Genomic DNA, 13,443 nt, shown 5'->3' on the forward strand with positions numbered 1-13,443 from the left:
TCTCCCTTACTTTGTACCCCTTTGTTTCCCCTGTGTCTGTTTTCTGGTTCCGTAATCTATCACAGACAGGCGTCTCCGCGCCTGTTTGCTACACTTTCAGATGTTTGCGGATCGTGAAGAAGCTTCCCACAAATCCGATGCCCACACCGAGGGCAAGACCTACCGGAAGCAGAACCTTGTAGACTTCTGTAACCGGAAGGAAATCCAGAATGTTATTTAACAGATTAAATCTCTGAAGGATGTATGAAACCGCCTTCCCGTACATAAAATATAACAGGGCGAGCGGTATGATCGCTCCGATGAGTCCGATGACCACACCCTCTATGACGAAGGGCGCCCGGACAAACCCGTCCTTGGCTCCTATATATTTCATGATGGCGATCTCCTCGCGCCGGACTGTGATACCCATGGTGACCGTGTTGCTGATCAGGAAGATGGACACAGCCAGCAGGATGGCGATGATCGCGATGGACACGTAGGTGATCAGTCTGTTGACGCTGCTGAGCGTATCCGCCACAACGTCCGACTTGTTGACCCTTCTGACGCCATCCAAGCTCTCTGCGAAGCTTACCACGCTCTCCTGCTTGGACACGTCCTCCATATAGACTGCGTAGTTGTCTGAGTTGGCAAGAGGGTTGTCATCCTTAAAGCCCTCCGCCAGACTGGAGTCCTCTCCGAAATACTCACTCTGGAAAGACTCCCACGCGTCGTCCGCCGATACATACTCCACATCCAGCACGCCGTCGCAGGATCTCAGCTCATCGCCGATCTCATCGATCCGGGACTGATCCAGCCCCTCGTCAAAGAAGACGGTGATGGCAACTCCCTCCTCGGCCTTCTGCACAATATAGTTAAAGTTCATGACAATTGCAAAGAACAGACCGAACACAAAAATACACGCCGCCATCGTCGCAATGGACGCAATGGAAAACAGCTTGTTACGGGCAATGTTCTTAAACCCCTGTTTTGTCGAATATCCGACTGTACTAATCTTCATTATTATACCCACCTTTTTGCTCGTCGCTGACAATGACTCCCTTTTTCATTGTCACTACTCGTTTTCTCATCTCGTTCACGATCTCCTGGTTGTGTGTCACGACCAGGACAGTCGTCCCCCTCTCATTGGCCTCCTCCAGGAGCTTCATGATCTCCCAGGAGTTAGTCGGATCCAGGTTACCTGTCGGCTCATCGGCCAGAAGGATGGCAGGCTCATTTACGATAGCCCGCGCGATGGCAACCCTCTGCTGCTCACCTCCGGACAGCTCCTTTGGATAAGACTTATATTTCTGGGCAAGACCAACCAGCGAAAGAGCCGCAGGCACTTTCTTCTTGATGATCCTGGGCGATGTCTCCACGACACGCTGGGCAAAGGCAATATTCTCATATATATTTCTGTCCTTCAGAAGACGGAAATCCTGGAACACGACACCCAGACCCCTGCGATACATAGGGATCTGTCTGTGTTTCAGCCTCTCCAGATTCTGTCCATTCACGACGATCGTACCGGAAGTCGGTTCCAGTTCCTTCATGATCAGACGGATCAGCGTGGATTTACCCGATCCGCTGTCTCCGACGATGAAGACAAACTCACCCTGCTCGATCTTCAGAGTCACACCGTTTAGCGCCGCGACTCCCTTCGAGTATTCCTTCGTTACTTCGTTCAGTTCAATCATATTTTCCTCCTAATTATCAATACTCCAGTGATTCCATGTATTTCATGTACTTCACTACCATCAGCGCGATCTTGAACGTGATGGCATCCTCAAACACACGGAGGTCAAGCCCCGTGCTCTTCTGCAGCTTATCCAGCCTGTAGACAAGCGTGTTGCGATGGATATAGAGCTGCCGCGATGTCTCGGACACGTTCAGACTGTTCTCAAAGAACTTGTTGATCGTCGTCAGTGTCTCCTCATCGAACTCATCCGGCGATTTCCCCTCAAAAATCTCACGGATAAACATCTTGCAGAGCGGAATGGGAAGCTGATAGATCAGACGCCCGATCCCCAGTGTACTGTAGGCAATGACCTTCCGGTCATCAAAAAAGATCTTCCCCACATCCAGGGCAAGCTTTGCCTCCTTGTAGGACTTCGACACTTCCTTGATGTCATTGATCACAGTTCCGTAAGCAATGCGGATATCGTCATCATCCTCCCCTTTCAGGAGTTCCAGTATAGTCTCAGCCGTCTTCTCCAGTTCCGCGTGACCGTCTGAAGGTGCCAGCTCCTTTACGATTATAATATCTTTCTCGTCGACCGCAGTGACAAAATCCTTTGTCTTGTTGCCGAGAAGGCTGCGCACATGGTCCAGCATGCTGCTGTCCTTCTCCCGGGCAGTCTCCACTATAAAGATAACACGTCTGACTTCTGTGTCAATATGTAATTTTTTTGCACGGTTATAAATATCTACCAGCAGCAGATTGTCGAGAAGGAGATTTTTGATAAAATTGTCTTTGTCGAAGCGCTCCTTGTAGGCAGTCAGAAGCGTCTGGATCTGAAACGCCGCCACCTTCCCGACCATGTAGACATCATCGCTCCCGCCGTTGGCGAGAAGGATGTACTCAAGCTGATGCTCGTCAAAAATCTTAAAAAACTGATAGCCCTGGATCACCTGGCTGTCCGCCGGCGACTCCACAAAAGAAAGTACAGATGCCTCGTAATTCTCCTGTTCGGCAAATGTGCTTGCTAGAGATTTCCCGTCTGTATCCATGACACACAGATCAATCCGCGTGATCGCTTTTAAGCCATCGATGGTATTTTGTAGTATTTGATTAGATATCATATTCCATCTCCTCCACTCATTTCAATATGCATTTTCCACAATGTATTTGCGCACATTTACCGCTTTTTGCATATTATTCTTTTTTATACTAATATAAATTCACAAAAAAAGAAAGAGGAAATCACACATTTTTGTTAATTTCCTCAATTTTCTTCCTCTATTTTCTTTAATTTTCCACCCCAAGGGGCTATACAAATTGCCTTGAAAATGTCAGTGCTCCGAGGCTGTCTCCAGCTCTTTTTTTCTGTTTTTTTCCACCTCGTGGCGGAAAAGCCTGTGGTTGATAAACTGGACGATCCGCTCCAGCCTGCCCCGGCTTCTGTAGATGGGATTTTCGCTCTTCCCCACCCCCAGCCAGACCCTCGCGTTCAGCAGCAGCCTGTTCCGGGCAATGAACTCCTCCTGGCCCGGAGAAGACAGAGAAGCGATAACACAGTCGATCTCAGCCCCGTTGACCGCATTGACCACCAGGTCATCGGCCTCATCCGCAGGCGACACCTTTGCCATACCGGCAATCTGGATCCCGCTGTAGTCTTCCTCGAGAAAGCGGTAAAATCCCTCCGCCTCCTCCTCTGTCTCCACCAGGAGGAAGACTCTGGAATGGTTCTTGTGAAGAAAGCGAAGGAACATTTTCAGATAAGTCCTCTGCTCGATCTCCTGGAGCTGTCTCTTCTCGCGCACATCCACACCCTCCAGGATCTCCTTCTCACCTGGGATCACGAGATCGATCTTCTCTATATTTTCACGCAGGGAAGGATCGCCGGAGGCATACATCAAGGTATCCACCGTGACCATCTCGATCACATTGATCGCTTCAGTCCCCATATATGCCACAGTCTGCTTCATGGCCTCCTTGGCGGTACAGTCATCTATGTCAATATTCAGCACATGGATCTTTCCGTTCATTGATAATCACCCGCAATTCCCTCTGGCTGTCGATTATAACAAAATGACCTGTCCTTTTCAACCTTTGACACTAAATCTTCACACTTCGTAATATTTTTAACACTTTTGTCACTTTTGGCCTTTCTGCCGCCTTTTCTTGGTGATCAGGCCGCCGATGCGGCCCGTCTCCTTGGACGACAGAGACCTCCATCCTGTTTCCATAACCTTGTCAAGCAGACCCAGCTCCTCCGCGATCTCGTACTTCAGCTTTTCCTCCTCTGTAAGCGTATTCAGATCAACCGGCTTTTCTTTTTTCTTTCCCATATGCCTGCCCCTTTCCAAATAGATTGCTATCTGGAAGTATTGACAGGATCAGCTATTTTATACAGCCCTTTTACTGTCTGGGATCATCCGGTATGATGATGGCCGCGATCAGATAGGCCAGGAAACCGCTTCCTCCCGCAAAGATAAACAGGACAAAGGCCAGCCTTATGAGGGTCGGGTCAATACCGAAATACTCGGCCACGCCTCCGCACACACCGCAGATCATGCGCTCTCTTCTGGAACGGTAAAGTCTCTTTGTATCCATAATCAATCCTTCCTTTCTACGATTCTTCAAAATAAATTTCTGTGCTTCCCACATCGCAGGAAATATCCATTGTCCTCTGGGCCCTGTTGTCGATTGTCCTCTCTACGCCAAGTCCGGAGTAGCTGCTCTCTCCAATATTCAGCTCTCCAACACCGCACTCCAGCCTGTAGTTGAAATCTGTCTCTTTTCCCGCTGCCGTGTAGACAAGGCTGCCAACGCCACACTCCAGATCCGCCTTCTGTCTGGTATCGCCGGACACTTCGACAGTGCCCACGCCTACTTCTATGTCCAGTTCATCCGCTGTGAACCAGTCCAGGGCGGCGGAGCCGGCGCCCACCTCCAGCTTCAGCTCTCCGGCGTCTATATTTTCCACATAGAGCTCACCTATGCCCAGCTGAAGATCCGCTGTCTCAAGCTGAAGCTCCTCCGGAACATAGATCCACACATTGCCGTAATTTCCCTTGTTCATCCGCCAGGGGAAGCGGCGGGCCGTGGTCTCCACCGTCAGCTCTCCGTCCTCCTCTGCCACCTGGAATTTCAGGGCAGAGTAGACGTCCTCCGTCTGTACGGTGATGCCGTCGCCGGTGCCCTTCAGGATCTGGACATCGAGTCCCTCTGTGTCCAGCTTCAGGGAGCGGACACCATAGTAAGTCTCATCTGTGTCCGCCTCCAGGGGAGTGTCGCCGTAATCGTAGGACACATCCACTTCCCCTCTTCCCGGGCCGATCCAGTCCGGAATATAGTTATCCATGACAGTCAGGGTAGCTCCCATCACTTTCCCGCTGACCAGGCATACGCACCCGATACCGGCTACCACGCCGCAGGTGATCCAGAAATTTCTCCATCCTCTCTTCATTTAACCCACCGCCTTTCTCCTGTGAAACGGACGTCTGCAGAGTTCTACAAAAAACCGGAACAGTCCCGGCAGCACGATGATGCAGAGCCTTACGGCCGCCACGGTCAGAATCGCTCCGATCACCGCCAAAATCATGCCGCTTCCAATCAGAGCCAGCCCTGTTGGCAGGTCCGGCACCAGGGCCATCATCCCCGCAAAGAAGAGGACGACCCCTACGACAGCCACCACGACAGCCGCAAGAGCAAAGGCAAAAAAGACGGCAAACGCAGCGATGGCAAGCCCCGCCACAACACAGAGGAGGGCGAACCCTACCGGAACCACGACGGGTGAGCAGACAAGAAGAATCAGCACGATCAGGATGATCTTCCAGGTCCGGCTCCCGCGGGGCTGGCCATAACTGCCGGCGTTTGAGCTATACCCCGCCGATGGGCCGCCATTTTCAGTTCCGGCCCCCGTGCCGCCTCTCTGACTGTCCGGGCCCGGGCCGCCCGGTCTTGCGGGGGACTCCCTGCGCTCAAATCGGGGATCTGTGTATCCGGTCTCCCGGAACTCGCCTTCCTCCCCGGCCTTTCCTCCCAGGCCCGCCTTGATCTCGGCCGCTACCTTGGCGGGGCTTCCCAGCTCCCGGATGATCTCCGCCTCGTTCTCCTCTCCCGCCTCGTCAAAATAGTCATTGTAATATTTCATTGCCTCTGTGCGCTCCTCCACGGATATATCCTGCAGGAGCGCCGCCAGCTCAAGCATAAACTGTATACGGTTCATAAGATAGCACCTCCCTCAAATATTTCGCTGATCTTTTCCGAATAGCTCTTCCACTCGGATCGATACAAATTCAGCTGCGCTTCACCTCTCGGCGTAATCTTGTAATATCGTCGGTTCCTCCCGTCGTACTGCCTGTCGTACACTTCCAGGCAGTCGTCCTTCTGCAGTCTCCTCAGCACGGGGTACAGGGTGGACTCCGACACCTCGATGGCCTTCCTTACATCCTGGGTGATCTTATAACCGTACGTCCCCTCTTTTTCTCTTGAGACAACCGCCAGGACGATCGCGTCAAGGAGGGCAGCTCCGGTGTTAAATACCATACAATCACTCCTTTTCTCCCTGCCTTACAGTGCCGCTCCAACACCGGCACTGATATTGTCAAAATCTCAATATTATTTTCATGGCTATATTATATGTTGTATAGTATTATTTGTCAATAAATATTATATAAAAGTATCATAAAGACAAGACAAAGCCCCGCCCTGACAGGGACCAGATGTCCTGCTGTCAGAGCGGGGCTGCTCTGTTTCTGCCGGGCCTTATCCGGGCAGAATGATCTCCTCCCGCAGAGTGAAGGAGTAGATGATCTTCTCCCTGACCGGTCTGCCCAGAAGCTGTTCCAGGGCTTTTGCGTAGTAGTCAAGCTGGGCGTGGTACTTCTCCACAAGCTGATCCGCGGTCTTCACCTGGTCTGTCTTGTAGTCCAGCACCACAATCCCGTCCTCCTCCTGAAACCAGGCGTCGATGATCCCCTGCACAAGGATTTTGTCCTCTTCCTTGCCGGCGCTGTCGGGGTACACCTTCGCCATGTCCACTCCAATGACAAAGGGCTGCTCCCTGAAGAGCTGTCCTCTCCTGGCCGCCTCCCGCATTCGTCCTCCACTCTCACAGCGGGTAAACTCCAGAATATCCCCGGGACGGACGCACCGGGCCATCTCCGGGGCGATGCGGCCGCTCTCCTCCATAGACCGGACCGCCTGGGACAGGCTCTCCTGGGTGTACTCTTCTGTAAAGTCCAGAAGCTCCATCACCCGGTGGTAGGCGCTTCCCCGGGAGGCGCCGGTGAGCTCCTCCTCCCCGGCCCGGAACCTGGGGATCAGAGGCACCACCTCCGGCTCCTCAAAGAGCATCTCTCCTGCGTCTCCTGGCTCTTCCAGAGACAGCTCTCTCAGATACTCCCTCTTTTTCAGCTCAGAGACCGTGAATTTCAGCTTCCGCCCCTCCAGATCCGGATGAGGATATCTGTAGGAAAACTGCTCCTCCAAGCTCTCCTTCATCTCCCCGTCGTACACTTTCTCTGTGTCCCAGTCCTCCAGGGCCTTCTTTGTAAAGATGCCCTCTGCCTCCTCCTGCACCTGCCTTCTGACAAGCCCCTCCAAATTCAGGATCTCCACCTGCACGTGGGCCTTTCCGTCTGCCGCGGCCACAGCCGGCAGAATCCAGTCCAGATAGCTGGAGGCCCGGGACAGCTCCCCGAAAGAGAGGGGGCGTAGGGCTTCCAGCTCCTCCTCTGCGCTCGTTAAAGCCCGCAGCTCCTCCAGCCTCCCCGCCGGATCCTTCATAGTTCCCACCAAGATCAGCTTCTCCTTGGCCCGGGTCAGGGCCACGTAGAGGACACGCAGCTCCTCCCCTAGGTTCTCCAGCTTTTCCCTCCTCTGTATCACCTGCTTGTAGAAGGAGGGCGCCTTTGTGCGATACTTAAGATCCACCACATCCATGCCTACTCCCAGGGAGGCGTGGATGAGGATGTTCCCCTTTGTGTCCTGGGTGTTGAAGCCTTTTCCCATTCCGGCCGCGATCACCACAGGGAACTCCAGTCCCTTGCTCTTGTGAATACTCATGATGCGCACCGTGTCCGCGTTCTCATCGCTGACAGAAGCCTCTCCGTAGTCCACGTTGTACTTCTGCAGCTGCTCGATATAGCGGATAAAATTAAAAAGCCCCTGGTAGCTGGTACTCTCGAAGGCCATGGCCTTCTGAGCCAGCATATCCACATTGGCCCTCCTCTGCTCACCGCCGGGAAGGGCCGCCACATAGTCTCCGTATCCGGTGTCATCCAGAATCTCCCAGAGAAGCTCATGAATGGCTGTGTAGGAGGCTTTCTCCCGAAAATAATCCATCTTGTCCAGGCAGGCAGCCAGCTTCTCCCGAAGCGCCGGATCCTCCCCCTGGCTTCTGTACTGCTGCACCGCCTCACAGAAACGGCGGTCGGGACAGGCGATGCGGATCCTGGCCAGCTCCTCGTCGGTGAGCTGTCCAAACCAGGAGGAGAGGACGGCTGTCAGGGGGATATCCTGCTTTTCATTCTGCAGTACCCGGAAGTAATCCAGCAGCACGCCGATCTCCCTCGTCTCAAAATACCCTTCCTTCGTCCCCGCGCAGGCGGGGATTCCCTCCTCCAGAAGCACCTCCATGAACACGTCGCTCCACCCTTTGATGCTCCTTGTCAGGATGACAATATCCCCATAGCGCGCCGGCCGAAGCTCCCCTGTCTCCTTGTCCGTCACCAGCTGCTCCTTTAAAATCCTGCGGATACAGTCTGCCACGGCCCTGGCCTCCAGCTTTCTGGCGGAGAGCTTCTCTCCCGCCGCCTCCTCCAGCTCCTCGTCCAGGCTGCCGTCAACGAGAAGCAGCTCCGTGTCATTGCCCCGGCTCTCCGGGTAGGAGGCGCCGGGCCAGAGGGCGGCCCTGTCGTCGTAGGTGATGCCTCCCAGCTCCGGTATCATGATCCGACGGAAAAGGGCGTTGACGCTTTCCAGGACCTCCGGACGACTGCGAAAATTCTTAAACAGATCGATCCTCTGAGTCCGACTGTCCGTGCCCTCCCCCTCATAGATCCGGTAGGTGTCAAATTTTTCCATAAAGAGCTCCGGCCTGGAGAGGCGGAACCGGTAGATGCTCTGCTTCACATCCCCCACCATGAAAATGTTGTTCCTCTCCTGCCAGGTGCGGGACACACTTGTCAGGATGGCCTCCTGGATCAGGTTGCTGTCCTGGTACTCGTCGATCATCACCTCCCGGAACTGCTCCTGGTACACCCGGGCGCAGGGGGAGGGCCGAAGCCCTTCTTCCGTCTTCTCCGTGAGGATGCGCAGGGCGTACTGCTCCATATCCGAGTAGTCGATCATGCCGCGGCTTCTCTTCTTCTCCTCAAAGCGGGCGGCAAAGGCCTCTGTCAGGTCCTTAAGCTCCGCCATCATAGGAGCGCAGACTGCCAAGCCTGCGAGGAGCTCCTCCTCTGTCTGCGAAAAATACTGCCTGGCCAGGAAGTCAAACTCATCTTTCAGCTCTTTCCGAAGCTTTTTCACCCGGTCCGCCTTGTCCTTAGACACAGCCTTGTCCCTGTTAGGGGCCAGCTTTTTCCAGGCAATCTGCTCAGACGCCTGGCGGTACCGGGCGTAGGTGGCGGCCTGCCGGAACCGCTCCACGTTTTTCATGTCGCTCTCCAGCATCTCCTCATACATGTAGGGGCCATCCGGCTCCAGGCAGAGGGCCAGCGCCTGATCCTTCAGGCGGACCGCCGTCTCCATGGCGTGGTCCACCTCCTCCCGGACGAAAGCAAAGAAGGGCGTCTTCTCCAGCTCCTCGCCTGTCTGTACCTGACAGGCCCGGACGCAGTCCGCAAGCCACCCCTCCGGGTCAGGACAGCTCCTGGAAAATTCGTACAGCTTCAGGATGATCTCCTCCAGCCTGCGGTCGCTCTTTCCCGACGCATAGCTCTCCGCAAAAGCCAGAAAGCGTTCCTGTCCCTCCCCGTACTTTTCCTCCAGAAGCTCCTGCAGCACATCTCTTTCCAGCAGCTTCAGCTCCCCCTCCTCGCCGATGCGGAAGGAAGGGTCCAGGTCAATGACATGAAAATTCTCCCGGATCACAGAGAGGCAGAAGCTGTGGATAGTGGTGATGGAGGCGCTGTGGATGAGAGTGGCCTGCTGCCGCAGGTGCTCGTTAAAGGGATCCTCCTGGGCTTTCTTTTCGATGGCCCGGCGGATCCTCTCCTTCATCTCCGCGGCAGCCGCCTCCGTGAAGGTGACGATGAGGAGCTCATCCACGGAGAGCGGATCCTCCTGCCTGGTGAGCATGGTGATGATGCGCTCCACCAGCACGGCCGTCTTGCCGGAGCCCGCCGCCGCGGACACAAGGATGCTGCGGTCTCTTAAGTCAATGACACTCTGCTGTTCTTTTGTCCACTTTACGCTCATGACTGTCCCTCCTGTCTTCCTTCCTCTGTATCAGGCCCGGCGCTGTAGGCCTGGATGCGCAGCAGCGCCTCCTCCTGCCCCATGCTGCTGATGTCCCGGTAGCCGTAGCCTGGCAGGGAGCTGTCAAAGCCGCAGATATGCCGGTATCCGCAGTAATCACAGCCGGTCCGCCCCCCGTACCTGTAGGGCTCCGCTTTCGCCTCCCCGGAGGCGATGCGGTTGTGGAGCTCCCCCGCCTTTGCCCTGGCAAACGCTCCCAGCATGCGGAAGCGCTCCCCTGAAAGCGCCTTCGACCTGGCGGAGAGGGCCCCGTCCTTGTTAAAGGAAACCGGAATGGCCAGAGACTCCCCCTGTGTCCTGTGCTCCAGATGCCGGAGGGAATCCCCCTCCAGGCTCACCAGGCCGTCTGGCCGAAGCTTCTTTAGAAGCCTCTCCTCGATCTGACTCTCCTCTCCCCCAGGATCTGTGAAGGGATCCTCAATGTAGTAGTAGAACACCCCGGCAGGGACAGGCTCCCGGCCCGGATACCTCTTTCCGGTAATCTTCAGCGCCTCCTCCATGTAGACCAGAAGCTGCATCTGCAGTCCCCCGTAGACAAGGGAAAGGTCAAAGGCAGTCTGCCCGGTCTTGTAGTCCAGGATCTTGATATAGACCCGGTCCGCCCCCACACAGGTGTCCACCCGGTCGATCTTGCCTGCCCCGAACTTCAGCTCATAGGCCTCCGGCTGAAAATCCCCGGCCTTCAGCTGCTCTGTCAGTGCCCACACCGTCCGCTCCATCATGTGCTCGATGCGGGTGATGAGCCAGGCGTTCCTCGAGGAGCTGTAAAGGACGGAGTTACCGTAGTCTGTCACCGCCTCCTCCACGCTCTCCTGGCAGAGCCGCTTCTGAGCCTCCCGGTCCAGGCCGGTCCACCCTCCCTGGCTGGCAGAGGCCTTCCGGGAGTACCGCTCGATAGCGCCGTGGAACACATTTCCCATGTCCACAGCCTGGAACTCAAAGGTCTCTCTCTCCTTCAGCCGCAGCCCGTAATCGAGAAAATGGGCAAAGGCGCAGGCGGAGAACTTCTCCATCCGGGAGATACTCTCCAAAGGCCGGTTCCCATACAGCCGTTCTGCCGCGGCCCGGGTGATGGCGTCCTGGGGTCTCCGGTAAAATCCCGCCTCCAGAATGGCGCCGATCCGGTCTCCCCACTCCCGGTTCCTCTTATACCAGGTGTAGAGCTCCATCCAGGCACCCCCCGCCTTCTCACTCTTCATCCGCAGGCCCTCAATGAGCTGGGAGAGCCCGGTCCTTGGAGAGAGCTCCCGGTCTTTCAAGAGAATGGCATCCTCGTCGATGACTGCCAGCTCCGGGAAAAGCTTCTCCAGCTCCTGCACCAGGTAGGAGGGCCGGATGGTCTTCCCGTCAGCGGACACCCTGCTGTAGAAGACGCAGAGCTTCCGGGAGGGCTTGGTCAGGTTCAGATAGAGATAGTACTTCTGCACATAGGCCTGCTCCCGGCTTCCCGGCGTCAGGGCGATCCGCTCCTTCTCAAAGGCCTTCACATCCCGCTCGGAGAGAAGACCTGTCCTCACCAGGGAGCCCGGCAGAAAGGTATCGTTGGCCCCCACGAAGATCAGGGCCTTCACCCCCTTCAGGCGGGTCCGCTCCATATCTCCGGCCACCACCTGGTCAATGCCCGGCGGGATGACCCCCACCTTGGCCTCCGCAAGGCCCGCGTCCAGCAGGTCGCAGTACTCCTGGAGGGAGACCTGCTCCTCCCCCAGAAGCTCCACAAATTTGTCAAAAAGGCCGATGACAATGCCGTAGATCTGGGCGTACTCCCGGGCCAGGGCGTTCTCGCCCCTCTCCTGGAAGGCCTCCTCCTGCCGTTTCAGGGCAAGCTGCATCTGTTCCCCTGCCAGGAAATCATAGAGGGCCTCCGTGATATCCCGGACCGTCTTTCTTCTCTGGCGGAGCACAAAAAGGAGAGGCTCCATTTTCTCCACAAAGAGGACCCGCATGTGGTTGAGCCGGTCCAGCTCCCCGGCGTCCATGCCCTCTGTCCGGCGGATCCAGCGCTGCTGCCATTTTTTCCATCCCCGGATGCCCAGAGCCAGGCAGTAGTTCTCCAGGTCGTCCAGCTCACTCCTGGAAAAGGAGGTGTAGCCGGTCCGCAGGAAGCGGAACACACTGTCGCAGGTAAAGCTCTCCCTGGACATGGCGAGAAGGCTGCGGATGTACTCCACAAAGGAGTTGAGGAGGATGCTCCTCTTCTGGTCCATAAAGACCGGTATCTCGCAGCGGACAAAGGCCTTCCGGAGATAATTGCCGTACACCTCCATGTCGCTGGCGATGACGCCGATCTCCCGGTACCGGTACCCCTCCTTTCTCACAAGGGACCGCACCTTCCTGGCGGCCGCCTCCGCCTCCTTGTCCGGGCTGGCCGCCACGTGGAGCTCCACCCCATCCTGCTCCCCCTCAAAGGAGCTGCTCCCGTACCGGAAAAGCTGACGCTCCACAAAGGCCAGGGCAGGGCTCCCCTGAAATCTGGGGGGCACCTGGGGCCGCAGGAATTTCAGCTCCTCCACCGGCACCCGGCGCTCCCGGGCGATCTCCACCAGGGAGGCGACGGTCTTCTTGCTCATGGCAAAGAGCTGATAGGGGTGCTCGCAGGCGTAGGGATTTTCCCTCTCGTCGATAGTCACCGTGACCACCACGTCCCGGCAGATCGTCATAAGCTCTCCCAGCAGGCGGTTCTGGACCGGCGTGAACCCGGTGTAGCCGTCCAGCACCACTGTGCTCTTCCTTAGAAGGGCAGACTCCGCCGCCACCTTTGCCAGCACATCCAGCAGCTCCTCCTTGGTGGTGTACCTCTCCTTCATATAGTCCTGGAAGCTTCGGTAGAGGCGCTTTAAATCCTGCAGCTTAAAGGACAGGTAGGAGCCCTCCTGCTCTCCTGCTATGACCTGGTCCAGCTGCTCCTCCCCCACGTCGTACTGCATGAACTCGGAGAGGACGGACTTCACTTCGCTGACATAACCCAGCCTGCGCATATTGCCCTTCAGCACCGTCAGCTTCCCTTCCAGATCTCCGCCGATCTTTCTCAGCACCAGGTTCTTTCCCTCGTCGTCCAGCACGGGGAATCCCCCCTTCCCCGTCTCCTCAAAGATCCGGTGAGCCAGGCGCACAAAGCTGAGGACATCGATGTTCATGATCCCCTTCGCGGGGCTCATCATCACAAGATCCTTCTGAGTCTGCATGGTAAACTGCTCCGGCACAAGGACCAGATAGGAAAGGCCGGGATTTTCCCCGGCCTCCTTTATGATCCTCTCATATAGATAATGGGACTTCCCGGAACCGGAACCCCCAAAAATAAATTTCAATGCCAT

At 55.9% G+C, this 13,443-nt stretch carries 11 protein-coding genes; all 11 read right to left on the bottom strand.

Annotated elements, in window-relative coordinates; translation table 11 throughout:
- Positions 1–88 precede the first annotated feature (88 nt).
- Positions 89–997: a permease-like cell division protein FtsX gene (ftsX, locus tag H7U36_RS13165; RefSeq protein ID WP_205156301.1), complete on the bottom strand. Its 909-nt coding sequence runs from the start codon at positions 995–997 to the stop codon at positions 89–91.
- Positions 987–1,673, bottom strand: coding sequence for a cell division ATP-binding protein FtsE (ftsE, locus tag H7U36_RS13170; RefSeq protein ID WP_033126849.1), 687 nt, complete (start codon positions 1,671–1,673; stop codon positions 987–989). The genes ftsX and ftsE overlap by 11 nt, the downstream gene beginning before the upstream one ends.
- A 16-nt stretch (positions 1,674–1,689) precedes the next feature.
- The gene (locus tag H7U36_RS13175) at positions 1,690–2,778 is read right to left on the bottom strand and encodes a PucR family transcriptional regulator (RefSeq protein ID WP_033126848.1); all 1,089 of its coding nucleotides are present in this window, start codon (positions 2,776–2,778) and stop codon (positions 1,690–1,692) included.
- 210 nt (positions 2,779–2,988) lie between these two features.
- A complete protein-coding gene (locus tag H7U36_RS13180; protein WP_205148168.1) occupies positions 2,989–3,684 on the bottom strand; it encodes a WecB/TagA/CpsF family glycosyltransferase in 696 nt (231 codons plus the stop codon).
- A 108-nt stretch (positions 3,685–3,792) separates the two neighbouring features.
- Positions 3,793–3,987 (bottom strand): alpha/beta-type small acid-soluble spore protein, encoded by a 195-nt coding sequence (locus H7U36_RS13185; RefSeq protein ID WP_205156302.1) that lies wholly within the window; start codon positions 3,985–3,987, stop codon positions 3,793–3,795.
- A 70-nt stretch (positions 3,988–4,057) separates the two neighbouring features.
- Positions 4,058–4,252, bottom strand: a complete 195-nt coding sequence (locus H7U36_RS13190; protein WP_205156303.1) for a PspC domain-containing protein — start codon at positions 4,250–4,252, stop codon at positions 4,058–4,060.
- Positions 4,253–4,268: 16 nt separating this feature from the next.
- Positions 4,269–5,108 (bottom strand): DUF4097 family beta strand repeat-containing protein, encoded by an 840-nt coding sequence (locus tag H7U36_RS13195; RefSeq protein WP_205156304.1) that lies wholly within the window; start codon positions 5,106–5,108, stop codon positions 4,269–4,271.
- Complete coding sequence (locus tag H7U36_RS13200) at positions 5,109–5,870, bottom strand: DUF1700 domain-containing protein (RefSeq protein ID WP_205156305.1); 762 nt, start codon at positions 5,868–5,870, stop codon at positions 5,109–5,111.
- A complete protein-coding gene (locus tag H7U36_RS13205; protein WP_033126842.1) occupies positions 5,867–6,190 on the bottom strand; it encodes a PadR family transcriptional regulator in 324 nt (107 codons plus the stop codon). Before H7U36_RS13205 ends, H7U36_RS13200 begins: the two co-directional genes overlap by 4 nt.
- A gap of 219 nt (positions 6,191–6,409) precedes the next feature.
- Complete coding sequence (addA, locus tag H7U36_RS13210; RefSeq protein WP_205156306.1) at positions 6,410–10,069, bottom strand: helicase-exonuclease AddAB subunit AddA; 3,660 nt, start codon at positions 10,067–10,069, stop codon at positions 6,410–6,412.
- Positions 10,066–13,443, bottom strand: coding sequence for a PD-(D/E)XK nuclease family protein (locus H7U36_RS13215; protein WP_205156307.1), 3,378 nt, complete (start codon positions 13,441–13,443; stop codon positions 10,066–10,068). Before H7U36_RS13215 ends, addA begins: the two co-directional genes overlap by 4 nt.

It is taken from the genome of Faecalicatena fissicatena, from assembly GCF_016900595.1.
Lineage (GTDB): Bacteria > Bacillota > Clostridia > Lachnospirales > Lachnospiraceae > Claveliimonas > Claveliimonas intestinigallinarum.

What these genes read in the sequence shown, in the direction of transcription:
- H7U36_RS13190 (WP_205156303.1), bottom strand. Translation starts at nt 4,252, where the DNA reads ATGGATACAAAGAGACTTTACCGTTCCAGAAGAGAGCGCATGATCTGC.
- H7U36_RS13215 (WP_205156307.1), bottom strand. Translation starts at nt 13,443, where the DNA reads ATGGCATTGAAATTTATTTTTGGGGGTTCCGGTTCCGGGAAGTCCCAT.
- H7U36_RS13205 (WP_033126842.1), bottom strand. Translation starts at nt 6,190, where the DNA reads ATGGTATTTAACACCGGAGCTGCCCTCCTTGACGCGATCGTCCTGGCG.
- H7U36_RS13175 (WP_033126848.1), bottom strand. Translation starts at nt 2,778, where the DNA reads ATGATATCTAATCAAATACTACAAAATACCATCGATGGCTTAAAAGCG.
- addA (WP_205156306.1), bottom strand. Translation starts at nt 10,069, where the DNA reads ATGAGCGTAAAGTGGACAAAAGAACAGCAGAGTGTCATTGACTTAAGA.
- H7U36_RS13180 (WP_205148168.1), bottom strand. Translation starts at nt 3,684, where the DNA reads ATGAACGGAAAGATCCATGTGCTGAATATTGACATAGATGACTGTACC.
- H7U36_RS13185 (WP_205156302.1), bottom strand. Translation starts at nt 3,987, where the DNA reads ATGGGAAAGAAAAAAGAAAAGCCGGTTGATCTGAATACGCTTACAGAG.
- ftsX (WP_205156301.1), bottom strand. Translation starts at nt 997, where the DNA reads ATGAAGATTAGTACAGTCGGATATTCGACAAAACAGGGGTTTAAGAAC.
- ftsE (WP_033126849.1), bottom strand. Translation starts at nt 1,673, where the DNA reads ATGATTGAACTGAACGAAGTAACGAAGGAATACTCGAAGGGAGTCGCG.
- H7U36_RS13195 (WP_205156304.1), bottom strand. Translation starts at nt 5,108, where the DNA reads ATGAAGAGAGGATGGAGAAATTTCTGGATCACCTGCGGCGTGGTAGCC.
- H7U36_RS13200 (WP_205156305.1), bottom strand. Translation starts at nt 5,870, where the DNA reads ATGAACCGTATACAGTTTATGCTTGAGCTGGCGGCGCTCCTGCAGGAT.